We start from the raw sequence: 25727 nt of genomic DNA on the forward strand, positions 1-25727 counted from the left end.
TATTATTACAATCCACATATAAATGGAGAGACTCATGAGTGTATTAGTTGGCCGTCCGGCACCTGATTTTACAGCTGCAGCGGTACTAGGTAGCGGTGAAATTGTTGATTCTTTTACGTTAAGCGAAGCAATCAAAGGTAAAAAAGCGGTTGTGTTCTTCTATCCGCTAGACTTCACTTTCGTTTGCCCTTCTGAACTGATCGCTTTTGACAAGCGTTTTGACGAGTTCAAAAAACGTGGTGTTGAAGTGATCGGTGTTTCTATCGACTCTCAATTCTCACACAATGCCTGGAGAAATACCCCAGTAAATCAAGGTGGTATTGGCCCAGTTAAGTACACTCTCGTGGCTGATGTTAAACACGATATCTGTCAAGCTTACGATGTTGAGCATCCGGAAGATGGTGTTGCATTCCGCGGTTCATTTTTAATCGACGAGGCAGGTATGGTGCGTCACCAAGTGGTTAACGATCTTCCTCTTGGCCGTAACGTTGATGAAATGCTTCGTATGGTTGATGCACTGGCGTTCCACGAAGAGCACGGTGAAGTTTGCCCTGCAGGCTGGACTGAAGGTAAATCTGGTATGGACGCCTCACCTGAAGGTGTAGCTAAGTACCTATCTGAAGAAGCAGACAAGCTGTAAGCTAGCTACTTGAAGAGTAGAAAAAACAGCGCTTTTAGGCGCTGTTTTTGTTTGAGCTTATAAATAAAAACGTGTTGGGTGAGCCCAGTATGAATACCAGTATCTCAAATACCTTGTTCAGTTAATCATTTTCTACCGGCCATCCGCCTAATGCTTTGTACCGGTTAACCATAAAGCAAAATAGTTCGGTTGTTTTTTGGGCATCGTATAGTGCGCTGTGCGCTTCACTTTGATCAAAAGCGATTCCCGCTGCGCGGCAGGCTTTAACCAACACCGTTTGCCCTAACGCAAGGCCGGCAAGGCTGGTGGTATCAAACGAGACGAACGGGTGAAACGGCGTGCGTTTGATGTTACAACGCTCTATTGCCGCATTTACAAAGCTCTGGTCGAAAGTGGCGTTGTGGGCAACAATCACCGAGCGCTGACAACCAGCGTTTTTTTGCGCCTTTCGGATACCTTTGCATAAGTCCTTCATGGCTTCACTTTCTTCAATTGCCCCGCGCAAGGCGCAATTCGGATCGATGCCATTAAATTCCAACGCTGCGGGTTCTAGATTAGCGCCCTCAAACGGATCTATATGGTAGTGAAAGGTTTCATCGGGATGGAGAATGCCGTCGTCATCCATTTTTACCGTAACTGCCGCGAGCTCCAGCAAGGCGTCGGTTCCCGCATTAAAGCCCGCAGTTTCAACATCAATAACTACAGGGAAATAACCTCTAAAGCGCTGGGAAAGAAGGGGCGGGTTGGCAGACATAAACACTCTTGTAGACTAGATTGAGAAAACTGGCTGGTGGCGTTAATGCGCACCAACATGCGAAATGTATGTAATAGCTGAATTATCGCAAGGATGCCACCGAGTTGCCAGTTTCAATTGAAACACTATTGTTTATAAATCAGGATAGTAGCAAAAACCTGAAACGCGAATGGTATTAAACGCTAAACTTTTCTACACTTTGGACGATAGTTATGTAGAGCGTCTTAACGTGCGTCGCTATTTCTTGTTCTTTTAGTACCTGTCTTGAAATAGATATGCCGACGAATGCTCACTTGCTTGTGTGCGCTCTCGCAAGTTGTTGAAAACGTGGTTGACGGTTAACGTAACCCATACCCGTGTTAGTCTGATTTTCGTTATGGTGTCGAAGTATGGTGTCTAAATTAAAATATATCGCTTTGATGGGGATTGTGGGGTCGCTATCTTCCCACGCTGCTATGCGACAATATTCTGCGACCATTGAAAGCTCCAACTGGCGCATCGATTCCGACACACGTCTTCAGTGTACACTGAACCACGAATTACCAGGTTATGGCGAGGCTATGTTTACCAGCACGGCGTCAAAGCAATTGAATATGGAATTTGAGCTAGACATGCATTTACTACCGAGTAAATTCGATATGGCTGCTGTTTATTCCGTTCCACCAAAGTGGATGCCGGGCGTAGCGCCAAAACCTATAGCCGATATGTCTATCCGCAAGCAGTACAACGGTGACTTACCGCAGGACGCCGCTTGGACAATGCTGTCTGAACTTGAAAAAGGTTTCTGGCCCACTATTTATTACCAAGATTGGTACAACAAGTACGATCAGGTGAGTGTTGCATTAAATGCGAGTAACTTTTCTGGGGTATACCAAGAATTTGTAAAGTGTGTGTCTAACTTACTGCCATTCAATTTCGACGACATTGCTTATACCGTACTGTCATATCAAAACAACAGTACAGAACTGACCAAATACTCGCAAAAACGCTTAACCATGATAGGTGAGTATTTGAAAGAAGACAGTGAGCTAGAACTTGTACTATTAGACGGCTATACCGATAGCTATGGTGGCCGATGGAACAATGAGCAGCTTTCTATACGTCGGGCTAACGAAGTGAAGAGCTACTTGACCACGCTAGGTGTGCCAGAAGACAGAATTCAGTTGACCGGACATGGCGAAAAACGTCACATCGCGCCTAACGATACACGTGAAAGCCGTGCCCAAAACCGTCGCGTAGTGGTTAGGCTTTCTAAGTCGTAGCTTTTTAAGTTACAGTGCCTAACCGCCAGACGCTTTAACTCAATATGCGCATACACACTGCATTTGAATATAAAGCGCCCATACCTTTAATACTTAGTCCTTTTGTGCACGCCACCTGGTAACCGGTACAACATGGTCGGTGAACACGCCGTCGACGTTAGCTACATTCTCTAACGCTTCTAACAGCTGTGTCCCTGTCATGCCTGCAGGCAAAGCGTCTTCGCGATAGGTGTAAGGATGAATGGTCAGCGAATTATCATGGGCGTATTCAAGCCATTTTGCCGCTTCTAATTTTCCTTCTGCCATTGCTTTCTTGTTCAGTAAGTGGCCTAGCCATGGGCCAATGCCATCAGCATAAGAAGCTACCTCGCCCATACCCTCTTTAGTGCGAAGCCAGTCATAGTCGGTGTCGCTTTCGCCCCAATCATTTTCGCCAATAAGCATAACCACTTTGCCTTTATAGCCTAGTGTTTCGCGAATGCGTTTCACCTCTTTGAAGTCGAAACACTGAAGATAGCTGTTGCCACTTTCTCCACCAAAGCCATAGGTATTCAGCATATCGATAACAATTTTGCTAGCGTCGACCCCTTCGTTACTATGAAAAGCAGGCGATTTGACTTCGGGGTAAACGCCTACTGAAGTACCAAATTGGCGATTTAGTTCGCTGATTAATTCAAAGTGCTCTGCTAATGTAGCAAGGGTAAACTGAGCCTGTTGGCCGCGATAACGATTTTCAAATACTTGTTTCCCATCGCTGTTTGCTCGCTCGTGAACCCGTAGGTTTCGTAACTCTTCTAAGGTAAAGTCTCGCGCGTAATACCTGCCATCGGCTCTGTGGCGCTTAGGGTAGACAGCTTCAACGTTCGTCACGGTTTCTAAATGAATATCGTGAAGTACCACGGGAACATTATCTTTGCTAATAACTACATCTTGCTCAATAAAGTCAGGTTTCAAAGAAAAGGCGAGGGTAGCGGCTTCAAGAGTATGCTCAGGTAGGTAGCCAGAAGCACCGCGGTGAGCGATGACTGAGAAGCGTTGAGCACTAGTCAGTTCGTGAGTGTCGGCATGCAAAGTTGGAGCTGCTATGTAGCTTGAAACAGCCAGTGCAATTGCGGGCATTATGTTACGCGCTTTAGCGCTAACACAATAAATACAGCGCCCAAGCCAATCACCATGTGTTTGCTGTGTTGAATTTACGTGTGACGTGGCAATTGCCGTCGTGCTCTTAAAAAAGCCTAAGCGTTTGCGTAGCATGACAATATCGCTCCATGTTGTCATTTATCTCTGCCGTGTAACCTATGAACTTACATTGTGCCCATAAATCCGAAGCCATAATTCGTGCCTGAAAAAATGCTTTCAATGCAAGCCACAGGCACGAATAATTAGTGCGACTGTTCTAGCGAGATTGATTTGTTTTGAATAAGCTCTATGGCGTAACCATCGGGGTCGCGCACAAAGGCTATAACAGTGGAACCGCCTTTTACCGGCCCTGGTTTTCGATAAACATCGGCGCCGTTTGCTTCGAGGTTCTCACAGAAGCGATAGATATCATCAACTTCAATGGCGATATGGCCATAAGCGTCGCCTTTTTCGTAAGTATTGTCGCCCCAGTTGTAGGTAAGCTCTAACACTGTGCTATCAGACTCATCACCGTAGCCTACAAACGCCAGCGTGTATTCGTACTCTTTGTTCTCAGACTGGCGCAATAGGCGCATCCCCATAAGTGAGGTATAAAAGTGTAAAGACGCTTCCAAGTTTTCAACTCGAAGCATGGTGTGAAGCATTCGCATAACAAACTCCTATTTGTGACGAAAGTAAAAGCTAAGGACATAATACAATATTAGCGCGTGTTGAATGTTGCTTACGTCAAGAAACCGTATTAGAAACAGCTTTTTAGTATAATCACCGAGTTAGCTAAAGACACCACGTGCTTATATTAAGAGATGAATGTTAACGCTTTAAGACAGCATTACAATTTTTCCTAGCCTGTTAAAAAGTACGTGTATCGATGAATAAAATACGTTAACAAGCGCCGTGACTAAAAATAATCGAGAAAAGGTTGGACATCGCGTTGGTTTACCTGTACCTTCAATCCCGCTCTAGATATGTTTTATGCTTTACCTAATACTGCGCTGTACCTTTCTTTATTCCTTCAAATTGAAGTTCTATTTAGATATACAACTGCTTTACTAGCTTGGTTATGTCTATTGCTATTCGGTGACTTTCACCACAACATCAATTTTTTTAAAAAAGGTTTTTATTATGTCTAATTCAGTAAACGGCACAGTTAAATGGTTCAACGAAGAAAAAGGTTTTGGTTTCCTAACACCTGAAGCTGGCGGCAAAGATGTATTCGTACACTTCCGTTCAATTGCTTCTGACGGTTTCAAAACTCTTGCTGAAGGCCAAGAAGTTAGCTTTGAAGTTGAACAAGGCCAAAAAGGTCCACAAGCTGCTAACGTAGTTGTTCGATAAGACCATAAAGCTTATCTAATAAAGATGGGCTCTTTTTATCGCTAAGCGATGTTAAAGGGCCTAATTTTCGTTTTAAAATTTCTTAACACAACCTGCGAGGAATTCAAAACAAACAATATCAATAAAGAAGTACTTAATATGCAATTTCAAAATTCTATTTCTACCACCATTGACGCAATACCTCCTGCGTTAATTTCAAATATCTCCACAAATAAAACCACCGTTGCCTTTAAACAAGCAAATACTTATCGACACGTAGTCTTGTCATCGCGTGAAGAAGTTAGGCGATTTGTTGACGAGTTAGTTCAAGCATCTTAAACGTCCGTCAGCCTTGTATTTGAGTGGAAAAATTATCAATTATCACGCGCTTATATAAGAGCAATAATCTTCGCTCCTAGTCGCATTGTCAGATTATTCTTAATGCTGTTGGCAGTGGCGGTAAAAATACGTTTTTAAAGCCCATTGGAAAAAGCTTAGTGCGTTCAAGCAACAAACATAAATAAGAAAAAGTCGTGGGTTAAAACGCTTAGGTCAGCACACCGATTAGCATGCTGACCGAAAAATAGCGTCTCTTGTTAAAACAACGTATAGCGACGAACCACTATTTGGTTTTTAACTTTACGTCTGAATCTGCAAGTAAATAGATACTAGCTGCATAAGCCGCAATATTCTGTGCAAGTTCATCCGGGTTAATTTTGTCGAGGGTATCATCTGGCGTGTGGTGCAAATCGAAGTAATCTCTACCGTTTTGATTTAGTCTAATAGTGGGTACGCCTTTAGCTGCCAGTGGAATGATATCAGGGCCGCCACCAGCGACGTCTGAACCACCGCGAATTATGCCCAGTGGTGATAAGATTTTGGCGATTTCATCGACCAACACCGTAGCTTCAGGGTTAACATTAGACACAAGTTGCCAAATAGTTTGCGCGCCAAAATCAGACTCAGTCGCCAAAACGTGATTGCTTAGATTTTTCTCATGCTGCTTTGCATAAGCAAAAGCACCTAATAAACCGACTTCCTCTGCGCCAAACATAACCACGCGAATAGTGCGTTTTGGGCGCTCAGGTAAAGAAGCGATTAACGCTGCCGCCGCGGTAGTTATGGCTATGCCTGCACCGTCATCAACCGCACCTGTACCTAAGTCCCAGCTGTCTAAGTGGCCGCCTATAAGTACGATTTCTTCAGGCTTTTCACTGCCCACTAGATCTAAAATTACGTTGCCGCTGCTTACTTCGCCTTTCCACTTTGATTCAGAATGTAGTGACAGAGACAATGGTTTACCTAAGTTGTGTAGGCGGCGCAGGTGATCAGCATCTGGGTTTGAAATTGCTACCACTGGAATATCGGCCCAGCTATCACCGTCTGAACTCATCATGCCTGAATGAGGAAAACGGTGTGAATCTGAACCTACCGAACGTACCACTAACGCCTCAGCACCACCGCGCTGGGCATGCTGCCAGCCGATGCGTCGACGCTGATTTGCTTGTCCGTAGCCCGCGCCAGTTTGACTTTTTACCATGGCATCGCCATCTATAAACGCGATCTTACCGTTAAGTGCGCCGCCTTTAACCGCAGTTAACGCATGAATGTCTCTAAAGTAAACAATATCAGCATTAATTTCACTTTCAGATGGCGCAGCACCACCTAATGCTGTGCCATAAAGGGGTTGTGCATAGGGGGCGGTAAGCGCAATGTGTAAATGACCTCTATCCCAAAAGGGCATAGTGAATTCTTCTATACTGACTTTATCAAAACCTAAACGTTTACCAACTTCTACACCCCACTCTCTAGCGCGTTTTTCCGCTTCAGAGCCACCTAAACGAGGGCCAATCTCAGTAGTTAGCGACTCTACAATGCTATAGCCTAAGTCACTATTAAGTGCCTTTTGTATAAGTGTTTCAGCATTTTTCTTTTGCTGCGGCGTAATTGGCGAGGTTTCAGCAAATACGCCTAAACTGCATGCAGTTACTAAGGCACCAACCGCTAAACGTTTAGCGATAGTATTTAATCGAGACATGTGTTCTCCGTGGTTTATTTTTATATTTCTAAATTATTTTCGCTTTTTCTTAAGCGCTATTTTTTGCTTTTTTTCTTGTTCTTTTAGCACTTCGTTTATAAAACGCTTTCTGCCGAATTCGCGCGTAATAATACATTTATTTAGATCGAAACCGCGAGCAGGGCAGTACTCTCTTCCGTACAGGATTATTTGGAGATGGAGGTCGTTCCATCTTTCTTTTGGGAACAAGCGTTTCGCGTCTCGCTCGGTTTGCTCTACACTTTTTCCGTTTGACAGCCCCCAACGATACATTAGGCGATGGATATGGGTATCTACAGGAAATGCTGGGATGCCAAAGCCTTGAGACATAACTACCGCAGCGGTTTTGTGGCCCACCGCAGGCATGGCTTCTAGCGCTTCAAAACTGGCGGGAACTTCACCATTATGCTGCTTGATTATCATATCAGACAGATGCCAGATGCCTTTAGATTTCATCGGCGATAAACCACAAGGGCGAATAATGTCTTGAATTTCTTCAATAGTCATCATCACCATATCGTAAGGATTATCTGCGCGAGCAAATAGCTTTGGTGTAATTTGGTTTACGCGTTCGTCGGTACATTGAGCGGATAAAAGCACGGCAATAAGCAAGGTATAAGGATCTTTATGATCGAGAAAAATTGGAACTTCTGGATAGAGTTCATCTAGAATACGCATGATTTCACGTACTTTTTCTTGCTTAGAAATGGGCTTCACTACGTCAGTCATTAATGCTGTCTCTTACTTTGTTCTTGCTTTATTAATACGAGCTAGTTAGCTTTCCGCTGTAACCCGAACACGCGCTGCTTTTTCTGTCGGGGCAGTCTGCTGCGCCGCTATTTTGGCATCGATACTATTTTTTATTGCAATTAACAGGCCCATGCCTAAAAAGGCGCCAGGGGGTAATACGGCAAGTAAGAATGGATTTTCTGTATTAAATAGCACAATGGTCCAGTTTTCAGCAATCGGGCCAAATAAACGATCTGCGCCAGTTAACAGTGTGCCAGCGCCCAATATTTCGCGCATGCCGCCGAGAATAACCAGTACTGCGGTAAAGCCTAGCCCCATCATTAGACCGTCATACGCCGATGCAAGCGGGCCATTTTTCGAGGCGAACGCTTCTGCCCGACCTATAATGGCACAGTTAGTCACAATCAAAGGGATGAATATACCTAATGCCAGGTAAAGTTCGTAGGTGAACGCGTTCATTAACAACTGAACAATAGTGACAAACGCAGCTATGATCATCACGAAAACGGGAATACGAATTTCATTTCGTACCACGTTTCGCACTAACGATACCGTTACGTTGCTGCCAATTAAAACCAGCATAGTGGCAAGGCCTAACCCTAAGCCATTGATAAACGTAGCCGTAACCGCTAAGAGGGGGCATAGGCCTAATAACTGAACGAGGGCAGGGTTGTTTTTCCAAAGCCCCTGTAGTGATAAATCGCGAAAATCAGTCACGTTTAAAGCTCCTCTACACGTTGAGGGTGCGCCTCGTTAATATCAGTAGGTTCGGTTGTGTTAACGTTATCTTTGCTTTCACAAGTATTTGGCGCGGAGAATAAGGCCGACTTATTCGTGTGTGCATAAAGCAATGCTTCACGCACAGCACCCACCACTGCTCTTGGAGTAATGGTTGCACCGGTGAATTGATCAAACTCACCGCCGTCTTTTTTAACTTGCCACGGGGCTAAATTGTCTTTTGAAAAGGATTTACCGTTAAACGAAGTAATCCAGTTACTTACCGCAAGCTCAATTTTATCGCCCAACCCTGGGGTTTCTTTGTGCTCAATAACCCTTACGCCAAGTACAGTCATATCAGCGTTCACACTACTCGTGTTGTCAATTGCGGTAACGTCATCGCTGTTTTTCGCAGCTGAAAAAGCGGTGGCCTTAACATTCACCCCCACAACAATATCGATATCACCGCTGTAGCCATCGGGCGCTGTAGCTTCAAGCACTAAGGCGCTGGGGCTGCCATTTAACGTAGCGCGATAAACCTTATGACTTTTTTTGCCACCTAATTCAACGGCATTCACTTGGGTACAATTTGCATATAAGGCGTTATCGTGAAACTCACTGGGAACGACTTCGTTTAATACGCTTAGCAGTTTTTGCTGCTTTTGCTGTTCTATCTTATCGCTGGTGCCATAAAACGTTAGCGCAATCAGCGCCGTGGTAACCACGGCAAATGCGCCTAACATCAGGCCGTTTTTGGTTAAGCTTTCTTTCATCATTGCGGCTTACCTCGACCTTTGCTCACATTTTTCCCGTATACCCGCGGGCGGGTGTAATAATCGATAAGAGGTACGGCCATATTCATAATAATAACCGCAAAGGCCACAGCGTCGGGATACCCGCCAAAAGTACGAATAATCACAACCCAAAAACCAATGGCGGCTCCAAAGATGATTCTGCCTTTCGGTGTGGTCGATGCTGATACAGGGTCGGTTGCAATAAAAAATGCACCAACCATCACTGCGCCATTGAATAAATGAAACAAGGGCGAGGCATAGTAATCGGCGTTAACTAAATGAAGTAATGATGCGCACACAGCTACGCTTATAAGCATGCCGCCTGGAATATGCCAGCTAATTACGCGGGTTTTCCACAAATACAGTCCACCTAATAGATAGGCAATGCTAACGATTCCCCACCCTGCGCCAGCAGCGTCAAAAAATCCGCCGTTAAAAATTGGCTTGCTCAATGACTCTGTATAGGTAACGCCTTGTGTTAAATCTGTCTTTAATGTGTCTAGCGGCGTCGCCATCGTAACCCCATCTGCGATGGTTTTAAGCTGAGTAACATCGTAGCCGCTGGTGGTAAAACCGGTGAAAATAAGCGATACCGAATCGAGGAAGCTTGGCGTTATGCCCGCATGTGTCGCCGGTGGCAGCCATAAACTCATAGCGGCTGGGAAAGAAATGAGTAAGACGACGTAAGCAATCATCGCAGGGTTAAAAATATTAAACCCGAGTCCGCCATAAACTTGCTTAGCCACAGCGATGGCAAAGAATACGCCAGTTACCGTCATCCACCAAGGCAGGGTAGGTGGGATACTGATGGCTATTAGTAGCCCAGTTAATACTGCGCTGTAATCTGTTAGCGTGCGCTCAATAGGACGTTTTCTTAAAAATAATATAACGCCCTCGATTAATAATGCGCTCACTACAGCAATAAATGCTTGTATCAGCATGCCCCAGCCGAAGAAGAAGGATTGCGCAATCATGCCTGGTAGCATGGCGTATATCACCATGCGCATGACTTGACCGGTATCGCGTCTAACCCTTTGGTGTGGTGAGCTCGATAAACTTAACTTCATTGTGATTCTTTCTCTTTGTCAGCGGCAGCTTTTTTCACTTTCGCTTTAGCAATAGCGGCAGCAATTCGCGCTTTTTTTTCATCTTTTTCATCGCGCTGTTGTTCTTGCGCTGGTTCAGCCCTTGATGTGTCTGGTGCCTGTGAATCAGATGAAACAACGTGGGTTGACGCACCTTTCAATGAAGCGTCTTCAGGCTCGACCTCAGTATTTTGTGCCGCTTTTTTGGCTTTGGCTTTCGCTACGGCAGCCGCAATGCGTGCTTTTTTCTCGTCAGCCTGATTTACAGGTGGCATAGATTCTTCCGTTGCTTCTTCTGCATTTTGTGCCGCTTTTTTGGCTTTCGCTACGGCAGCCGCAATGCGTGCTTTTTTCTCGTCAGCCTGGTTTGCAGGTGGCGCAGGTTCTTTCGTTGTTTCTTCTGCATTTTGTGCCGCTTTTTTGGCCTTCGCTTTTGCAACGGCAGCCGCAATGCGGGCTTTCTTTTCGTCAGCCTGATTGGCAGGTGGCGCAGGTTCTTTCGTTGTTTCTTCTGCATTTTGTGCCGCTTTTTTGGCCTTCGCTTTCGCAACAGCAGCCGCAATGCGGGCTTTCTTTTCGTCAGCTGGGTTCAATGCTGGCTTTTCATCGACCTGCGAGGGCGGCTCTTCGCTGTCTTCAGTATTTTGTTCTGCTTTTTTCGCTTTAACTTTCGCTACGGCAGCAGCAATTCGCGCTTTCTTTTCATCGGCAGCGGATTGTGCGCCTACCTCAGTTGCTGGCTGTTCATTTTGTGACGACTGGCTTGATTGACCTGCTTGAGCGGCCTTCTTTGCTTTTGCTCTCGCTATGGCGGCAGCGACCTGGGCCTTTTTATCGTCTGGTGATGGCGTATTCTCAAGTGATGTAGAGGTTTCATTAACATCATCGCGCTGAGGCTGTACGTGCGACTCGCCATTAGCACTGGTTTGCATAGCCGCTTTTTTCGCTTTAGCGCGAGCTAAGGCGGCGGCGACCTTGTCTTTTGCTTGTGAGGCACCCTCATTGGCGCTATTAGTATTATCTACTGATGCCGCGCTTTGCTCTTTTGCTTTATTCGCCGCCAATCGCGCTTCTTTGGCTTTCCTATGCTTCTCTTCACGCTCGCGCTTTTCTCGTTCTAACCGCTCTTTACGCGCTTCAAAGCGCTGCTTTGCTTTCTCTGCTTTATTCTTTTCATCGCGCTGCAAACGTATTTCAGCTTTAGCTTGACGATAATAATGCACTAGCGGTATTTCACTTGGGCAAACGTACGCACATGCCCCGCATTCAATACAGTCGAAAAGGTCATACTCTTCGGCTTTGTCGTATTCTTTCGCTTTGGCATGCCAAAACATTTGTTGGGGCAAGAGCGAAGCCGGGCAGGCATCAGCGCAAGCGCTACAACGTATACACGGTCGCTCGGCATTGTCGTCTACTAACTCTTTTTTTGCAGGAACTAATAAACAGTTAGTGGTTTTTATTACTGGAATAGTGGCGTCAGATAGCGTAAAGCCCATCATAGGGCCACCCATGACGACTTTTGGTTTTTTTTGTTTTTTCGGGTTGTACTTAGCTTCATCTAACAAATGTGAAACCGGCGTACCGATTAACGCTCTAAAGTTACTGGGAGATTCAACCGCTTCACCGGTAACGGTCACAATGCGTTCTATGAGCGGTTTGCCATGCAGGATTGCATCTGCAATTGCAAAGCAAGTACCTACATTAAACATCATGACGCCGATATCTGCAGGTAGGCCGTTTCTTGGCACTTCGCGACCCGTAATAACTTGAATAAGCTGCTTTTCTCCGCCAGCAGGGTATTTGGTTTCAACGTTTACTACGCGGTATTCTTTTTTATCTTGGCAGGCAATACTCAACGCTTCAAACGCTTCTGGTTTGTTGTCCTCGACAGCCACTATGATGGCTTTAGGGCCAATAAGATGCGTAAGAATGTCTAGCCCTTGGCGTATTTGCCACGCATGCTCACGCATCAGGCGATCATCAGAAGTGATATAGGGCTCACACTCAATGCCATTTAATATAAGGAACTCAACAGGCTTAGATGTTGATGTTTTTATATGAGTGGGGAAGCCCGCGCCTCCCATGCCCGAAATGCCCGCCTGGCAAATGGCTTCTATCAGCTCATTACTATGAACGTCGCTGTAATTAGCAATAGGAGACAGCTCGCACCACGTATCTTTACCGTCTGGACGTATCGAAATACACATTTCTGTCAGGCCACTTGGGTGGGCTACCACATGAGGCGCAATAGCGACAATTTCACCTGAAGTAGGCGCGTGTACAGGGACTGAGAATGGCGATGAACTCTGGGATAACACCTGCCCTTTTAATACGGTATCACCAACCTGAACGCAACATATGCCATCTGAGCCTATGTGCTGCCTAAGAGGAACCACCAACAGCTCGGGCATGGAGGGTTTTTTAATAACAGATGTATTAGAAAGCGACTTCTTATCGTCTGGGTGCACGCCACCTGGGAACGAGAACGTCTTTCCCGCATTGAGGGTTTCTATAATTGAATCAAAACTGGGGTACATCACAATTACGACACCATTTTTATGGGGATATCACCCTTTGGAGATGAAGAGAAGTCCCACTTCCACGTAGAAGTTGTTTGAGTAATAGGTACCATGTCAATACAGTCAACGGGGCAGGGGTCTACGCATAAATCACACCCGGTACATTCATCAGTTATCACGGTATGCATATGTTTTGCAGCACCTAGGATGGCATCTACCGGACATGCTTGAATACACTTAGTGCATCCAATACATTCATCTTCGCGGATAAACGCCACTTTTTTTACGTCTTCCTCGCCGTGAGCGGCATCAAGCGGTTTAGGCTCTACGCCCATTAAATCAGCAAGCTTTTTAATAGTGCTTTCACCGCCTGGAGGGCACTTATTTATATCATCACCCTCAGCAATAGCTTCTGCATAAGGTTTACACCCTGGGTAGCCGCACTGGCCACATTGGGTTTGTGGAAGCACCGCGTCTATTTGCTCTACAAGCGGATCACCTTCTACTTTAAAGCGAATGCTGGCGTAGCCTAAAACAAGGCCGAAAATCAGGGCAAGTGCCCCGATAGCGATAACGGCAAAAATAATAGCAGTAGATATCGTCATTACACTTTCACCAACCCGCTAAAGCCCATGAATGCAAGAGACATGAGACCGGCGGTAATCATCGCAATGGATGCTCCTTTAAAAGCCACTGGTACGTCGGCCGCCGCTAAACGTTCGCGCATTGCTGCAAATAAAACCAACACAAGGGAAAAGCCAACCGCTGCACCGAAACCGTATATAAGACTTTGCATAAAGTTGTGTTGCTCAGTGAGGTTTAGTAATGCGACACCGAGCACGGCACAGTTTGTAGTAATAAGGGGAAGAAAAATGCCTAGCAGTCTATATAAGGTAGGGCTGGTTTTATGCACCACCATTTCTGTAAATTGTACAACCACCGCGATAACCAGGATAAAAGCAAGGGTTCTTAAGTAGCCAATACCTAATGGGGCCAGCAAATAGGTTTCAACTAGATAGCTTGACGCAGAGGCAAGGGTAAGCACAAAAGTGGTTGCCATAGACATACCCATAGCGGTCTCTAATTTGCCTGAAACACCCATAAATGGGCAAAGGCCAAGAAACTTAACCAACACAAAGTTGTTAACCAGTACTGTACCAATCAATAGCAGTAAAAATTCAGTCATGAATATCGCTATTCCTTCGAGGAATTTTGACGGACATCGCCCGTGATTTAAAAAGAAAAACAGATTGCGTCTATTATCCCTTTTTAGAACGGGTTTAACAACTTGATTGAATTAGGGTTATTTAATGTCTAAACGCGCTGTTTTAGGAATTAAAATAGAATGATGAGGGTGAGGCGATTTAAGAGCCAACTAAGTGGCTCCCCCTCCCCGACTCGAACGGGGGACCTGCGGATTAACAGTCCGTCGCTCTAACCAACTGAGCTAAGGGGGAATCGACACCTAAGTTGTTTGCTGAAGTTGGCTCCCCCTCCCCGACTCGAACGGGGGGACCTGCGGATTAACAGTCCGTCGCTCTAACCAACTGAGCTAAGGGGGACCTGTGCTTCAACGGAGGCGAATATTAAAGACGTACTTAGGAACTGTCAACAATATAAATGAAATATTTGTACTGACTGCGCAAAAAATAGCTTTTTAGGGCTTTTGTGTTTAATTTGTCATCAATGAGACGAAAGTAATGGTTAATTAGTGTGCATTATTACTCAAACACCGGTGTGATGAGGATGTTTACGTTATACGTTGTCTATAATCTTCTTATTGGTAACGATATCTCTTTAAACCTATTTTCTATAACTAAATAGAATAAAAAATATCTTTCACACTGTTATTATGTACAGTGTTTAATAAATCTGTAACCTGTACCTGAGGACTAAAAGGTTAGTCATCACTTACGTGCTGAGAATTTAAACGAGCACGAAATCCCGCCGAATATGGTCTGGCGTTAGTTATCCACTAAATCTGTGGATAACTATGTTGATAGCTTAGATTTAACGAGTTGCATGGCGAGATCGGGGGTAGAGTGATCTTAGTCTTAAGTCGTAAGTTTAATAACTTTTATCTTTTATAACATAGCGTTAAGTTGTTTTCTTGGATCGTATTTGGTGATCGAATAAGATCTCTTGAACAAAAAGTAGCTTGTGTGTTAATTCAACGAATGCCTAAATGCTATTCAAGGTAATCCACTATATTTCTCAATGTTTTACAATTTTTTAACGCTGATGCTGGTTTTGTTTACGATTACTGACACTATTTAAATAGCGCACAATATGCAAGTGGGTAATTATTTAGTGGCTTCACTGTTTGTATATAAACTGAAACGTAACGGAAACCAAACTGTCATCAAAAAGCGGTGATGTGAGTAAGGGCATATAAAACTATAAACGTTGATAAAGTACAGTTTTCACTGGGTTTCGAAAAATAACAAGGGTTCATGTACTTTTTTTAAAAGAAGAGGCCTATTCTCAGCCCTCTCACGCAATGTTTTGTTTATCGAATACGCATAGCTAAATACACCTTACTCTTTTACACTAGCGCGCTATAAATAAGGGGATTTTTAGTTTGCCGGAGCTCAAGTGATAAAAAGTAACGCTAAACAACGTACTTCCGACTTATTGGAAGGAGAAATTGGTGCTACGTTAAAGCGTATAACCATTCCAATGATATTGGGGATGGTTATGATGATGAGCTTTGGGCTTATCGATACTTTCTTTGTAAGTTTGTTGGGTACCGACCCACTAGCCGCAATTAGTTTTACCTTTCCTGTTACGTTTACCGTTATAAGCCTGAACATAGGGCTAGGTATTGGTACGTCTGCCATTATAGGTAAACTACAAGGCAGCAAAGCGCTCACCAAGTCACAGCACTATGCCACAGGCTCGATAATGCTGTCTGTTTTATTGGTAGGCGCATTGGCGCTAATTGGTTTTTTTACCATAGAGCCTGTGTTCAAAATGCTCAATGCAACAGAGAACTTGATGCCTTATATCTTCGATTATATGGGGCTTTGGTATTTATCGAGCATTTTTTTGGCAATGCCCATGGTAGGAAACAGCGTGCTGCGCGCGTGTGGTGATACGCGCACGCCTAGTATAGTGATGGCGGCAGGAGGTGGGTTGAATGCATTGCTAGACCCTATTTTTATTTTTGGGCTAGGCCCTGTTCCTGCGATGGGAATAAAAGGGGCCGCATTAGCAACCTTTATTGCATGGATAGTGGGTGCTTTATGGATTCTATACATATTGGCAGTGCGCCGGAAGTTAATGCTGCCTCGACTACTCTCGCTTAGTGAATTGCGCGAAAGTAGCCGCGAGATCCTTAAAATAGGTTTACCTGCCGCTGGGGCAAATATGCTAACTCCGGTTGCCGGCGGAATCATGACTGCGGTAGTCGCAAGCTACGGCGCCGAAGCCGTCGCCGCGTGGGGAGTGGGTAACCGAATGGAGTCCATTGCCAGTATTGTCGTGTTAGCACTGTCTATGACGCTTCCGCCTTTTATCAGTCAAAACGTGGGTGCTGGGCAGGTCAGTCGGGTTAAGGAAGCCTATTCACTGACGTTAAAGTTTGTGCTGATTTGGCAATTTCTTATTTTTCTCGTTATGTGGGGGCTCTCTAGCTGGATTGCGGTAGCGTTTGCAAACGAAGTTGAAGTGAGTGTGCTGATACAACTGTTTTTAATGATAGTGCCGCTTGGATATGGCATGCAGGGTATTATTATCCTCACTAATTCATCGTTAAATGCGATGCACCGTCCTATGACAGCGCTCACATTAAGTGTCATCCGCTTATTTGTTTTCTTCGTACCCATCAGTGTCGCCGGAAGCTTTTTCTTTGAACTTAAGGGATTATTCGCAGGTACTGTCATTGCCAATGTTGCAATGGCATGTGTTTCTTTGTTTGTCTTTAAACGCGCTATCGCTGACTTTGAGAACGATACGTCACCTGTCAGTGAGCAATAACGCAGTGTGACAGTGAAATGCAAAGCGTAGTGCAAAGTCAGTTCAGTAGACTTGCACAATCAATTGGATGCTAGGTTAGTCAACGAGCTATATAAAAGGTTATATAAATGAGTAGAGGGTTTGAGCTTCATTCTAAATACAAGCCAGCGGGCGACCAGCCTAAGGCGATAGAAGCTTTAGTGGACGGTTTAGAAAGCGGGTTGGCGGGTCAAACACTCTTAGGGGTGACGGGGTCGGGTAAAACCTTCACCATGGCGAATGTTATTAAAGAAGTTCAGCGCCCCACGCTTATTCTTGCGCACAACAAAACCCTGGCAGCACAGCTATATGGGGAAATGAAGGAATTCTTTCCTAATAATGCGGTGGAGTACTTTGTTTCTTACTATGACTATTACCAGCCCGAAGCTTATGTACCAAGTACAGATACCTTTATAGAGAAAGACGCGTCTATTAATGACCACATTGAACAAATGCGACTATCGGCCACCAAAGCGCTGATGGAGCGCAGAGACGTTGTTATTGTGGCAAGTGTGTCTGCCATTTATGGTTTGGGCGACCCTGAATCTTACATGAAAATGTTGTTGCACCTACGTCAGGGCGACACCATGGACCAGCGTGATATCTTACGTCGCCTTGCAGAGTTACAGTACAAACGCAACGATTTAGCCTTTGAGCGAGGCACGTTTCGAGTTCGAGGCGATGTGATAGATATCTTCCCCGCTGACTCAGAGAAGCAAGCGGTAAGGGTGGAATTGTTTGACGACGAAATTGATAAGATTAGTTTATTCGACCCTTTAACTGGGGCGGTAGATAAGTCAGTGATCCGCGCCACCGTTTTTCCGAAAACTCACTACGTAACACCACGAGAAAAAATATTAAATGCCATTGAGCATATTAAGGATGAACTCGGAGGGCGCAAAAAGCAGCTTCAAGAGGCAAATAAACTTATTGAAGAGCAGCGCATTTCTCAGCGAACTCAGTTCGATATCGAGATGATGATGGAACTAGGCTACTGCTCGGGCATAGAAAACTATTCTCGTTATCTTTCTGGCCGCGCTCCGGGCGAGCCGCCACCTACATTATTGGACTATTTTCCGGCTGATGGTTTGATGTTTATCGACGAGTCTCACGTTACGGTTTCTCAAGTCGGTGCTATGTATCGAGGTGACCGGTCGAGAAAAGAAACGCTAGTGGAGTTTGGGTTTCGACTGCCGTCTGCCCTAGATAATAGGCCGTTAAAGTTTGAAGAGTTTGAGCAAATTTGCCCTCAAACGATTTATGTGTCGGCGACACCGGGTGATTACGAACTAAGGAAAACAGAGGGCGAGATTGTCGAGCAGGTCGTACGCCCAACAGGCTTACTCGACCCCATTATTGAAGTTCGCCCCGTTGCTACGCAAGTTGACGATGTACTGTCTGAAATTAAAAAACGTGTTGAGCTAGATGAACGGGTACTCATCACTACGCTCACTAAGCGCATGGCCGAAGATTTAAGTGAATATTTAAATGAACACGGCGTTAAAGTGCGTTATCTGCACTCGGACATAGATACCGTTGAACGTATTGAGATCATTCGCGATCTACGCTTAGGTAAATTCGATGTGCTGGTGGGGATTAACCTGTTGCGTGAAGGTTTGGACATGCCCGAGGTATCATTGGTTGCTATTTTAGATGCAGACAAAGAAGGCTTTTTGCGTGCAGAGCGCTCTCTTATTCAAACCATAGGTCGTGCCGCGCGACACATAAACGGTCGTGCCATACTGTATGCAGACACGATTACCAAGTCGATGAAAAAAGCGATGGACGAAACCGAACGTCGTCGTGAAAAGCAAATGGCTCACAACGAAGCAAATAACATTACCCCCATGCGACTTAATAAACCTATTACCGATATCATGGATTTAGGGGAAAGTGCGCATCCTGCATCAGGTAAGGTAAGGCTTAGAAAAGTTGAAGAGAAGAAGAGTAAACAAAAAGCAGCGAGTGCGACTGAGTTGATGGATCAAATTACCGAACTTGAAAAGCAAATGTTCGAATATGCCCGCGAGTTAGAGTTTGAAAAGGCTGCATCGCTACGCGACGATATTGAAGCACTACGCAAGCAAGTTGTCGCGCTCTCCTAAACGCTTAAAATAATAGTATCGCCCTGTATGTGGGCTATCCGTATATAAACGGATAACCCACATCAGCACTACCTTTTACCCTGTATTAAATTCAGTTTTTCCCTAAGGTAAATGCCTAACAAACAAAATATTTTCGGTAGCATAATAATCAGCTTTTTTAATAAAATTGAGACGAAAAGCCGCAAAATGTCGTTGTAATAACACAATTAGTTTCATATAGTTCTAAATTGAGTATCGATAACTATACCTATAAACAGGTGCTAATATGCTTAATCGTCTTCAGGAGTCAGATATAAAGCTACTTCGTGTATTTTACGCTGTAGCGAGCTGCAACGGATTTACTGCGGCAGAACCCGTGTTGCGCATGCAACGCCCTAATATCAGTGCAGCGATCAAGAAACTGGAAGAGCGTCTAGATTTGGTGCTATGTCATCGCGGTCGTGGTGGCTTTCAGATGACAAAAGAAGGTGAAGTCGTTTTTCAGGAAACAAAACGCATCTTCAATGCCTTCGATAACTTTGTATTCAATCTCAAGTCGCTTCACGATGATTATTCTGGCCATATAACGCTTGTGTTAATGGCAGGTCTTCCGCTATCAATGCACCTTGCTGTAAGTAAAGCAGTGAAAAGCACCATGAAGAAGTTTGATGATATTCACGTCAATATCCAAACCCGTCTCTATAATGAAGTTGAACATGTGGCGTTGTCTGGTGAATGTCACCTTGTGGTTTCAACGTATGACATGGTTAAACCCGAATCAGTGACCTTCCACCCAATAGGTATTGAAACTGAAGGGCGCCTTTACTGTGCACCGACCCATCCACTGGCGAAATATCGTGATACAGACTTGCCAGAAGGGGTAAAAATAGGCGATTACCCAGCGATTGGTATTGCCGGGCTCTCTTCGGCTAACTATATTGAAGACGAAACTCGATTATCGATACAAACATTTTCTGACTCTTTCGATGCGGCCATGTCCGCAATCATGACAGGGGAATATATCGGGTTGTTACCTGATTATATGGCAAAAGAGCAGGGCGCTGCGTTAGGACTAGTGCCTATTGCTAAAGGAAGTTTGTTTAATTTCAGCCACGAATTGTTTGTAATGAATGGCAAAAACACGCGATTAAACCCAGTGCTTCGCCACTGCATTAAAGAGTTAAGTTACTTTATCTCTGAGAGCCAAAAGTAAATTTCAGCTTGCCTATCTAGAGGTAAGGTTGTGGGTGATAACACCTCTCATTCGACGCTTTGCTCACGTGGGTGAGTGCGCTAGCAATAAGAGGTGTTTTTTGTTCTAAGTGACTGCTAGTTATTCGTATTCAAGCGGGTCGGTTGCACCGTTATCTTTAAAGGCTTCTAAGCGCTCTTCACAGGCACCACACTTCCCACAGGCTTTTTCTCTGCCGTTGTAGCACGTCCACGTTTGCCCGTAATCAAGTCCCATTGACAACCCGTCAGTCAAGATGGCGGTTTTACTGTCTTTGATATAGGGGGTCATAATAGTCACTGGGGTATAGTTCGCAATGCCGCATACGTCATTCATTTTGTGCACGAACTCGGGGCGACAGTCAGGGTAAATAGCATGATCGCCAGAGTGGGCGCCGTAATAGACCTCGTTGGCATCAAGACTGACGGCGTAACCAACAGCAAGAGAAAGCAATATCATATTGCGATTAGGGACAACTGTTTGCTTCATGCTTGGTTCTTCGTAATGCCCTTCGGGCACGTCGATGTCTGACGTTAGCGCAGAGCCACCAATCAAGGTGTTGATTGCACTTATATCCACAATTTTATGGGGTACACCGAGAGACGTACACACAGCGGCCGCGTAATCGAGCTCTTTTTTATGGCGCTGGCCATAATCAAAACTAAGGGCGTGAACTTTTTTTCCGGCTCTTAATGCTTTGTGCAATACTGTGAAGGAGTCCATGCCTCCTGAATAGATAACAACAACGTTTTCTGACATAGTTTTCGAAGATTTAAGAAATTATGCCCGAATTTTATGTGATCCTTGGTAAAATCCCAACATACAATCGTTAAAGGGTGTCAAATTGTCTGTAATGTCCACATTAAACATCAATGAGATGTTTGAAACTATCCAAGGAGAGGGTGCTCACACAGGTGTTCCTTCTATTTTTGTTCGCTTACAAGGTTGCCCCGTAGGTTGCCCCTGGTGTGATACAAAACACACGTGGGAAATAAAGCCGGATTTAAGCGTTACGCCAGAAGCGGTAATTACCAAAGGGCAAGAATCGGAAACCTATTTCATTTCTAATGAAAGTGATTTGCTGACACAGTTCGGCCATGAAGGGTATGTTGCTAAGCATGTGGTTATCACCGGCGGTGAACCTTGTATGTACGACTTGCGTCCACTGACTACCCTATTGCACGATAAGGGCTATACCACGCAAATAGAAACCAGCGGGACCTTTGAGATACTTTGCGACGAGCGTACTTATGTCACAGTTTCGCCAAAAATTAATATGAAAGGGGGCTATGATGTATTGATTAGCGCCCTTGAGAGAGCGAATGAAATTAAGCACCCCATTGCCATGCAAAAGCATATCGACGAGCTTGATGCACTGTTGGCTAATGTGTCTTCATTAAAAGGGAAACAGGTCTGTTTACAACCTATTAGCCAACAAAAGCGGGCAACAGAGCTAGCCGTTCGTACTTGTATTGAGCGTAACTGGCGGCTATCTTTACAAACACACAAATACATCGGTATTGAATAAATGTTTCTTAGAAAACCTAACGCAAGGCGCAGCTTCAACGTGTTTAAGCAGGCAACTACCGTTGCATTTGCGTTATGTTCTTTGTTGATGGTGTCATCTGCACAGGGAGCCTTGTGGACTATTACTTATCCGCGGCCTATCGACGATTCAGATGCGCGCGCCCAATACCCTATAGCGGTACTGAAACTCGCACTTGATAAAACCGGAGTGAACTACGAACTTCGCCCGTCAGATCGTATATTACTTACGGGTAAAGCTATGCGTCAACTTCGCGAGAATAGAGAAGTAAACGTTGTTTGGAGCATGACTGACAGCCAACGTGAAAAAGAACTTACGCCAATTAGAATACCTATTGCCAAAGGCCTTATCGGCTTGCGTGTTTTCGTTATAAACGAAAACAAGAAGCCAAAATTTACAGATGTGTTGTCCCTTGCGGATATGCGTAAGTTGACTCCTATTCAAGGTGAAGAATGGCCCGACACGAAAATTCTGCAAGCGAATGGTTTTAATGTATTCACGGTTCCTGAATTTCGTGAGGCCTACGACATGATAAAGCAGGGCAAAGGAGACTTTTTTCCACGTTCCGTAATGGAAGTGACTGCTGAACTCGATGCTGAAGGGCGAGGTCGAAGTAACCTTCATCTTGAGCCCACCATGGCGTTGTATTATCCCACTGCGATGTACTACTTTGTTAGTTCGAGTAATAAAACTTTGGCTAATTTGATAGAAACAGGGCTGAATAGAGCGATAGACGACGGGTCTTTTGACGAGCTATTCAATTCAACCTACTCGTCAATTCTAGCGTCGTTAAATGTGAAGGACAGAAAAATCTTCACTTTAGAAAACCCTTTACTGCCACTGGAAACGCCGCTGACAAACTCGTCACTGTGGTATAGACCGAATCAGGTAAAAAACCAATAGAGAAAAAACGCGGCAACTGCCGCGTTTTTTTATGAAGATGTTTACCGCTTAGGAGCGTTATGATTCGCCCGCGTGAACGTCTTTCATTGAGCGACCAGAAGGGTCTGCATTGTTCTTAAAGCTTTCGTCCCACTCAAGGGCTTCTGCGGTACTACACGCAATAGATTTACCGCCAGGCACACAACGCGCTGCGCTTTCTTGAGGAAAGTACCCTTCGAAGATAGTGCGGTAGTAGTAACCTTCCTTCGTGTCTGGCGTATTAACAGGGAACCTGAATTCGGCCGTTGCTAGCTGTTGGTCTGTTACTTCGTTTTCCACGAAATCGCGAATTGAGTCAATCCACGAGTAACCTACACCGTCACCAAACTGTTCTTTTTGACGCCACAATACTTCCGCCGGAAGTGTCTCGCCGTTATCAAATGCTTTACGCAAGATCCACTTCTCCATTTTGCCGTCAAGACACATCTTGTCTTGTGGGTTTAGGCGCATGGCGACGTCAATGAAGTTCTTATCTAAGAAAGGAACGCGCGCTTCTACACCCCAGGCTGAGGTCGCTTTGTTAGCACGAGCACAGTCGAACATGTGGAGGCGATCTAGCTTACGTACGGTTTCTTCGTGGAACTCTTTTGCGTTCGGTGCTTTGTGGAAATACAGGTAGCCGCCAAAGATTTCATCTGAGCCTTCCCCAGATAGTACCATTTTGATACCCATCGCTTTAATCTTACGGGTCATTAGATACATAGGAGTAGCTGCACGAATCGTTGTCGTATCGTAGGTTTCTAGATGGAAGATAACATCGCGGATGGCATCTAAACCTTCTTGAATGGTGAAATGGATTTCATGGTGAACAGTACCAATCATATCCGCCACTTTCTTCGCCGCTTTTAAATCTGGCGCACCTTCAAGACCCACCGCAAAGCTGTGTAAACGAGGCCACCACGCATCGGTTTTGTCTTCATCTTCTACACGCTTTGCTACGTACTGTGCAGCAACAGCGGATACCAGAGATGAATCTAAGCCGCCAGATAATAGTACAGCGTACGGCACGTCAGACATCATGTGAGACTTCACCGCTTTTTCAAACGCTACACGTAGTTCGTCTAAATCGCTGGTGTTGTCTTTTACGTTGTCGTATTCCATCCAGTCGCGCTTGTAATACTTAGTGATTTTACCTTCTTTGCTCCACAGATAGTGGCCAGGAGGGAATTCGCTAATCGTTTTACACACGCCTGCTAGCGCCTTCATTTCAGATGATACGTAGAAGTTGCCGTGCTCGTCGTAACCGGTATAGAGCGGAATAATTCCGATATGGTCGCGGGCAATCAGGTAGGCATCTTGCTCTTCGTCGTAAAGAATGAAGGCGAACATACCTTCTAGTTCGTCAATGAAATCCACGCCTTTTTGCTGGAAAAGAGGAAGAATAACTTCACAATCTGAACGGGTTTTAAACGGATAAGGCTCATCTAAGTCAGCAGCAAGTTGCTTGTGGTTATAAATCTCGCCGTTAACCGCAAGGATTTGCTTATCGTTTTGGCTGATAAGAGGCTGCGCACCTGTGTCTACGTCGACAATCGCCAATCTTTCGTGACAAAGAATGGTATTGTCATTATTCCAGATACCCGACCAGTCAGGGCCACGGTGGCGCAAAAGTTTAGATAAATCGAGGGCTTGGGTTCTGAGTTCAGACACATCGGTTTTGATATCAAGGATACCGAAAATACCACACATATAACGGATTCTCTCTGTTCACTTGTTGAAAAAAATAATTGAAGTTTTTTCTGTCGGTACTCGCGTACGAGTGAGCGAAGGATTGTTTTTATTCTTTTTTCGCGTGCCTTGAATGTGCCAGTCTGACAGGAAATTGCAAGTACAATATGATGAGAAAATGGAAATTCTTATTCCTTTTATCTCAAAACCGACTTTTATTAACATTTTTATCCTAATACAGCGGAAAAATGTAAAAGAGATAGATTAAATAATTGTGTCGTCACCAGTATTTTTTTAACGAATGAAAACCCTATTCCCCTGCGAGTTTTGAGCGCATAATTCTGCCGTTTTTAATCTCATTGGTTTGGGTATGCACATTTCTAACGACCGAGTGTCGGCTTTTATTATTCCTGACTTCGATATGCCTGCAGAGCAATTTGCATCATTGGGCTCGCAATATCGAGATGCGGTTCAAATTGATGTATTTGGTGGGGAGGCGTGGCTTTTTGACTATGGGGTGATTGTGTTTTGGGGCGTAGATGAAGATGAAAAGCTCGCGCTTCTGCACAGACTTAAACTGAATGATGCAGTGCTAGGTGGCGAGCATCAAGAGCACCTAAGATTTGCCATTGAAGGTGATACGCTAAAGCTACAGCGGGATACGATTGTATTACCCAGTAACGACGATTTGCTCAGGCTTTCTATCAGTCATGCGCTGGCCCAGTCTGTAAAGCTCGATGAATATGAAGAAAAGGCGCAAGAAACTATTGCGTCCTATGCGCATTTACCTAAAGCCTTAGCTGAAACGGGTAAAATAAAGTTAAGTAGAAGGGCATTAGCGAAAATTCGTGGTCACTTGTTTAGTACCAAAAGTGATATCTTTTTACACTACGGCTTGTTAGATACCCCTGAGTTTTTCTGGGAGTACCCAGATTACGAGTTCGCCTATACAATGACATCCCGTTATCTGGATATCCGGCCTCGTGTAGAATTGTTATCTAATAAGTTAGACGTTATTCACGAATTATTTGAAATGCTAGCCGATGACTTGAATCACAAACACTCATCATTCTTAGAGTGGATAATTATAATTTTGATCGCGTTTGAAATTGCCACGTTTGGTGCTGAGGAGCTTAAAGCCATACTGATGTGATATCAGGGCAGGATAAAGCCGAACGAATGAAAAGGGCCTCATCTGAGGCCCTATTTAGCGAGCGTTAGGCATTGAT

General features: G+C 44.7%; 23 protein-coding genes and 2 tRNA genes. 10 read left to right on the forward strand and 15 right to left on the reverse strand.

Annotated elements, in window-relative coordinates:
* The first annotated feature begins 34 nt into the window (after positions 1-34).
* A complete protein-coding gene (locus MADE_RS06125; RefSeq protein ID WP_012517802.1) occupies positions 35-640 on the forward strand; it encodes a peroxiredoxin in 606 nt (201 codons plus the stop codon).
* Between the two features lie 121 nt (positions 641-761).
* On the opposite strand, the gene rnt is transcribed toward MADE_RS06125, so the two are convergent.
* The gene (gene rnt, locus MADE_RS06130) at positions 762-1394 is read right to left on the reverse strand and encodes a ribonuclease T (protein ID WP_012517803.1); all 633 of its coding nucleotides are present in this window, start codon (positions 1392-1394) and stop codon (positions 762-764) included.
* A 389-nt stretch (positions 1395-1783) separates the two neighbouring features.
* Between rnt and MADE_RS06135 the strand changes: the two genes are divergently transcribed.
* Complete coding sequence (locus MADE_RS06135) at positions 1784-2656, forward strand: flagellar protein MotY (protein ID WP_012517804.1); 873 nt, start codon at positions 1784-1786, stop codon at positions 2654-2656.
* 93 nt (positions 2657-2749) lie between these two features.
* On the opposite strand, the gene glpQ is transcribed toward MADE_RS06135, so the two are convergent.
* Both glpQ and gloA read right to left on the reverse strand, forming a co-directional pair.
* Positions 2750-3910 (reverse strand): glycerophosphodiester phosphodiesterase, encoded by a 1161-nt coding sequence (gene glpQ, locus MADE_RS06140; protein ID WP_012517805.1) that lies wholly within the window; start codon positions 3908-3910, stop codon positions 2750-2752.
* Between the two features lie 128 nt (positions 3911-4038).
* Complete coding sequence (gene gloA, locus MADE_RS06145) at positions 4039-4446, reverse strand: lactoylglutathione lyase (RefSeq protein ID WP_012517806.1); 408 nt, start codon at positions 4444-4446, stop codon at positions 4039-4041.
* Between the two features lie 472 nt (positions 4447-4918).
* Here gloA and cspE point away from each other — a divergent pair, with 472 nt between their 5' ends.
* Both cspE and MADE_RS06155 read left to right on the forward strand, forming a co-directional pair.
* Complete coding sequence (gene cspE / locus MADE_RS06150) at positions 4919-5131, forward strand: transcription antiterminator/RNA stability regulator CspE (RefSeq protein ID WP_012517807.1); 213 nt, start codon at positions 4919-4921, stop codon at positions 5129-5131.
* A 138-nt stretch (positions 5132-5269) separates the two neighbouring features.
* Positions 5270-5449, forward strand: a complete 180-nt coding sequence (locus tag MADE_RS06155; RefSeq protein WP_041912846.1) for a hypothetical protein — start codon at positions 5270-5272, stop codon at positions 5447-5449.
* Positions 5450-5732: 283 nt separating this feature from the next.
* Here MADE_RS06155 and MADE_RS06160 read toward each other — a convergent pair whose 3' ends face one another.
* The 10 genes from MADE_RS06160 to MADE_RS06205 form a co-directional block, all read right to left on the reverse strand.
* On the reverse strand, positions 5733-7148 hold the full coding sequence (locus tag MADE_RS06160; protein ID WP_012517809.1) for a M20/M25/M40 family metallo-hydrolase: 1416 nt from the start codon (positions 7146-7148) through the stop codon (positions 5733-5735).
* A 33-nt stretch (positions 7149-7181) separates the two neighbouring features.
* Positions 7182-7895: an endonuclease III domain-containing protein gene (locus MADE_RS06165; RefSeq protein ID WP_012517810.1), complete on the reverse strand. Its 714-nt coding sequence runs from the start codon at positions 7893-7895 to the stop codon at positions 7182-7184.
* A 45-nt stretch (positions 7896-7940) separates the two neighbouring features.
* Positions 7941-8633, reverse strand: coding sequence for an electron transport complex subunit E (locus tag MADE_RS06170; protein ID WP_012517811.1), 693 nt, complete (start codon positions 8631-8633; stop codon positions 7941-7943).
* Positions 8634-8635: 2 nt separating this feature from the next.
* Entirely contained in the window at positions 8636-9409 is a 774-nt protein-coding gene (locus tag MADE_RS06175) for an electron transport complex subunit G (RefSeq protein ID WP_012517812.1), read from the reverse strand.
* A complete protein-coding gene (gene rsxD / locus MADE_RS06180; protein WP_012517813.1) occupies positions 9406-10494 on the reverse strand; it encodes an electron transport complex subunit RsxD in 1089 nt (362 codons plus the stop codon). The genes MADE_RS06175 and rsxD overlap by 4 nt, the downstream gene beginning before the upstream one ends.
* Positions 10491-13049, reverse strand: a complete 2559-nt coding sequence (gene rsxC, locus MADE_RS06185; RefSeq protein WP_012517814.1) for an electron transport complex subunit RsxC — start codon at positions 13047-13049, stop codon at positions 10491-10493. Before rsxC ends, rsxD begins: the two co-directional genes overlap by 4 nt.
* 5 nt (positions 13050-13054) lie before the next feature.
* Positions 13055-13636, reverse strand: coding sequence for an electron transport complex subunit RsxB (gene rsxB / locus MADE_RS06190; RefSeq protein WP_012517815.1), 582 nt, complete (start codon positions 13634-13636; stop codon positions 13055-13057).
* Positions 13636-14217, reverse strand: a complete 582-nt coding sequence (gene rsxA / locus MADE_RS06195; protein WP_012517816.1) for an electron transport complex subunit RsxA — start codon at positions 14215-14217, stop codon at positions 13636-13638. Before rsxA ends, rsxB begins: the two co-directional genes overlap by 1 nt.
* Before the next feature lie 194 nt (positions 14218-14411).
* Positions 14412-14488, reverse strand: a tRNA-Asn gene (locus tag MADE_RS06200).
* 27 nt (positions 14489-14515) lie between these two features.
* Positions 14516-14593 (reverse strand) — tRNA-Asn (locus tag MADE_RS06205).
* 1033 nt (positions 14594-15626) lie between these two features.
* Here MADE_RS06205 and MADE_RS06210 point away from each other — a divergent pair.
* The 3 genes from MADE_RS06210 (at position 15627) to MADE_RS06220 (ending at position 20324) form a co-directional block, all read left to right on the forward strand.
* Positions 15627-17009, forward strand: coding sequence for an MATE family efflux transporter (locus MADE_RS06210; protein WP_012517817.1), 1383 nt, complete (start codon positions 15627-15629; stop codon positions 17007-17009).
* Between the two features lie 107 nt (positions 17010-17116).
* Entirely contained in the window at positions 17117-19132 is a 2016-nt protein-coding gene (gene uvrB, locus MADE_RS06215; protein WP_012517818.1) for an excinuclease ABC subunit UvrB, read from the forward strand.
* A 265-nt stretch (positions 19133-19397) separates the two neighbouring features.
* Complete coding sequence (locus MADE_RS06220; protein WP_012517819.1) at positions 19398-20324, forward strand: LysR family transcriptional regulator; 927 nt, start codon at positions 19398-19400, stop codon at positions 20322-20324.
* A gap of 120 nt (positions 20325-20444) precedes the next feature.
* On the opposite strand, the gene queC is transcribed toward MADE_RS06220, so the two are convergent.
* The gene (queC, locus tag MADE_RS06225) at positions 20445-21101 is read right to left on the reverse strand and encodes a 7-cyano-7-deazaguanine synthase QueC (protein ID WP_012517820.1); all 657 of its coding nucleotides are present in this window, start codon (positions 21099-21101) and stop codon (positions 20445-20447) included.
* A 94-nt stretch (positions 21102-21195) separates the two neighbouring features.
* Here queC and queE point away from each other — a divergent pair, with 94 nt between their 5' ends.
* Positions 21196-21870: a 7-carboxy-7-deazaguanine synthase QueE gene (gene queE / locus MADE_RS06230; protein ID WP_012517821.1), complete on the forward strand. Its 675-nt coding sequence runs from the start codon at positions 21196-21198 to the stop codon at positions 21868-21870.
* Positions 21871-22791 carry a type 2 periplasmic-binding domain-containing protein gene (locus MADE_RS06235; protein WP_012517822.1) on the forward strand — a complete coding sequence of 307 codons (921 nt, stop codon included), beginning with the start codon at positions 21871-21873 and terminating at the stop codon, positions 22789-22791.
* A gap of 57 nt (positions 22792-22848) precedes the next feature.
* Here the strand turns inward: MADE_RS06235 and asnB are convergent, their stop codons facing one another.
* Positions 22849-24519 (reverse strand): asparagine synthase B, encoded by a 1671-nt coding sequence (gene asnB / locus MADE_RS06240; protein WP_012517823.1) that lies wholly within the window; start codon positions 24517-24519, stop codon positions 22849-22851.
* Between the two features lie 349 nt (positions 24520-24868).
* Here asnB and MADE_RS06245 point away from each other — a divergent pair, with 349 nt between their 5' ends.
* Positions 24869-25651, forward strand: a complete 783-nt coding sequence (locus tag MADE_RS06245; RefSeq protein ID WP_012517824.1) for an RMD1 family protein — start codon at positions 24869-24871, stop codon at positions 25649-25651.
* Positions 25652-25727: the final 76 nt, after the last annotated feature.

Origin of the sequence: Alteromonas mediterranea DE (genome assembly GCF_000020585.3) — a bacterium.
Taxonomy (GTDB): domain Bacteria; phylum Pseudomonadota; class Gammaproteobacteria; order Enterobacterales; family Alteromonadaceae; genus Alteromonas; species Alteromonas mediterranea.

What these genes read in the sequence shown, in the direction of transcription:
- MADE_RS06125 (WP_012517802.1), top strand. Translation starts at nt 35, where the DNA reads ATGAGTGTATTAGTTGGCCGTCCGGCACCTGATTTTACAGCTGCAGCG.
- rnt (WP_012517803.1), bottom strand. Translation starts at nt 1,394, where the DNA reads ATGTCTGCCAACCCGCCCCTTCTTTCCCAGCGCTTTAGAGGTTATTTC.
- MADE_RS06135 (WP_012517804.1), top strand. Translation starts at nt 1,784, where the DNA reads ATGGTGTCTAAATTAAAATATATCGCTTTGATGGGGATTGTGGGGTCG.
- glpQ (WP_012517805.1), bottom strand. Translation starts at nt 3,910, where the DNA reads ATGCTACGCAAACGCTTAGGCTTTTTTAAGAGCACGACGGCAATTGCC.
- gloA (WP_012517806.1), bottom strand. Translation starts at nt 4,446, where the DNA reads ATGCGAATGCTTCACACCATGCTTCGAGTTGAAAACTTGGAAGCGTCT.
- cspE (WP_012517807.1), top strand. Translation starts at nt 4,919, where the DNA reads ATGTCTAATTCAGTAAACGGCACAGTTAAATGGTTCAACGAAGAAAAA.
- MADE_RS06155 (WP_041912846.1), top strand. Translation starts at nt 5,270, where the DNA reads ATGCAATTTCAAAATTCTATTTCTACCACCATTGACGCAATACCTCCT.
- MADE_RS06160 (WP_012517809.1), bottom strand. Translation starts at nt 7,148, where the DNA reads ATGTCTCGATTAAATACTATCGCTAAACGTTTAGCGGTTGGTGCCTTA.
- MADE_RS06165 (WP_012517810.1), bottom strand. Translation starts at nt 7,895, where the DNA reads ATGACTGACGTAGTGAAGCCCATTTCTAAGCAAGAAAAAGTACGTGAA.
- MADE_RS06175 (WP_012517812.1), bottom strand. Translation starts at nt 9,409, where the DNA reads ATGATGAAAGAAAGCTTAACCAAAAACGGCCTGATGTTAGGCGCATTT.
- rsxD (WP_012517813.1), bottom strand. Translation starts at nt 10,494, where the DNA reads ATGAAGTTAAGTTTATCGAGCTCACCACACCAAAGGGTTAGACGCGAT.
- rsxC (WP_012517814.1), bottom strand. Translation starts at nt 13,049, where the DNA reads ATGTACCCCAGTTTTGATTCAATTATAGAAACCCTCAATGCGGGAAAG.
- rsxB (WP_012517815.1), bottom strand. Translation starts at nt 13,636, where the DNA reads ATGACGATATCTACTGCTATTATTTTTGCCGTTATCGCTATCGGGGCA.
- rsxA (WP_012517816.1), bottom strand. Translation starts at nt 14,217, where the DNA reads ATGACTGAATTTTTACTGCTATTGATTGGTACAGTACTGGTTAACAAC.
- uvrB (WP_012517818.1), top strand. Translation starts at nt 17,117, where the DNA reads ATGAGTAGAGGGTTTGAGCTTCATTCTAAATACAAGCCAGCGGGCGAC.
- MADE_RS06220 (WP_012517819.1), top strand. Translation starts at nt 19,398, where the DNA reads ATGCTTAATCGTCTTCAGGAGTCAGATATAAAGCTACTTCGTGTATTT.
- queC (WP_012517820.1), bottom strand. Translation starts at nt 21,101, where the DNA reads ATGTCAGAAAACGTTGTTGTTATCTATTCAGGAGGCATGGACTCCTTC.
- queE (WP_012517821.1), top strand. Translation starts at nt 21,196, where the DNA reads ATGTCCACATTAAACATCAATGAGATGTTTGAAACTATCCAAGGAGAG.
- MADE_RS06235 (WP_012517822.1), top strand. Translation starts at nt 21,871, where the DNA reads ATGTTTCTTAGAAAACCTAACGCAAGGCGCAGCTTCAACGTGTTTAAG.
- asnB (WP_012517823.1), bottom strand. Translation starts at nt 24,519, where the DNA reads ATGTGTGGTATTTTCGGTATCCTTGATATCAAAACCGATGTGTCTGAA.
- MADE_RS06245 (WP_012517824.1), top strand. Translation starts at nt 24,869, where the DNA reads ATGCACATTTCTAACGACCGAGTGTCGGCTTTTATTATTCCTGACTTC.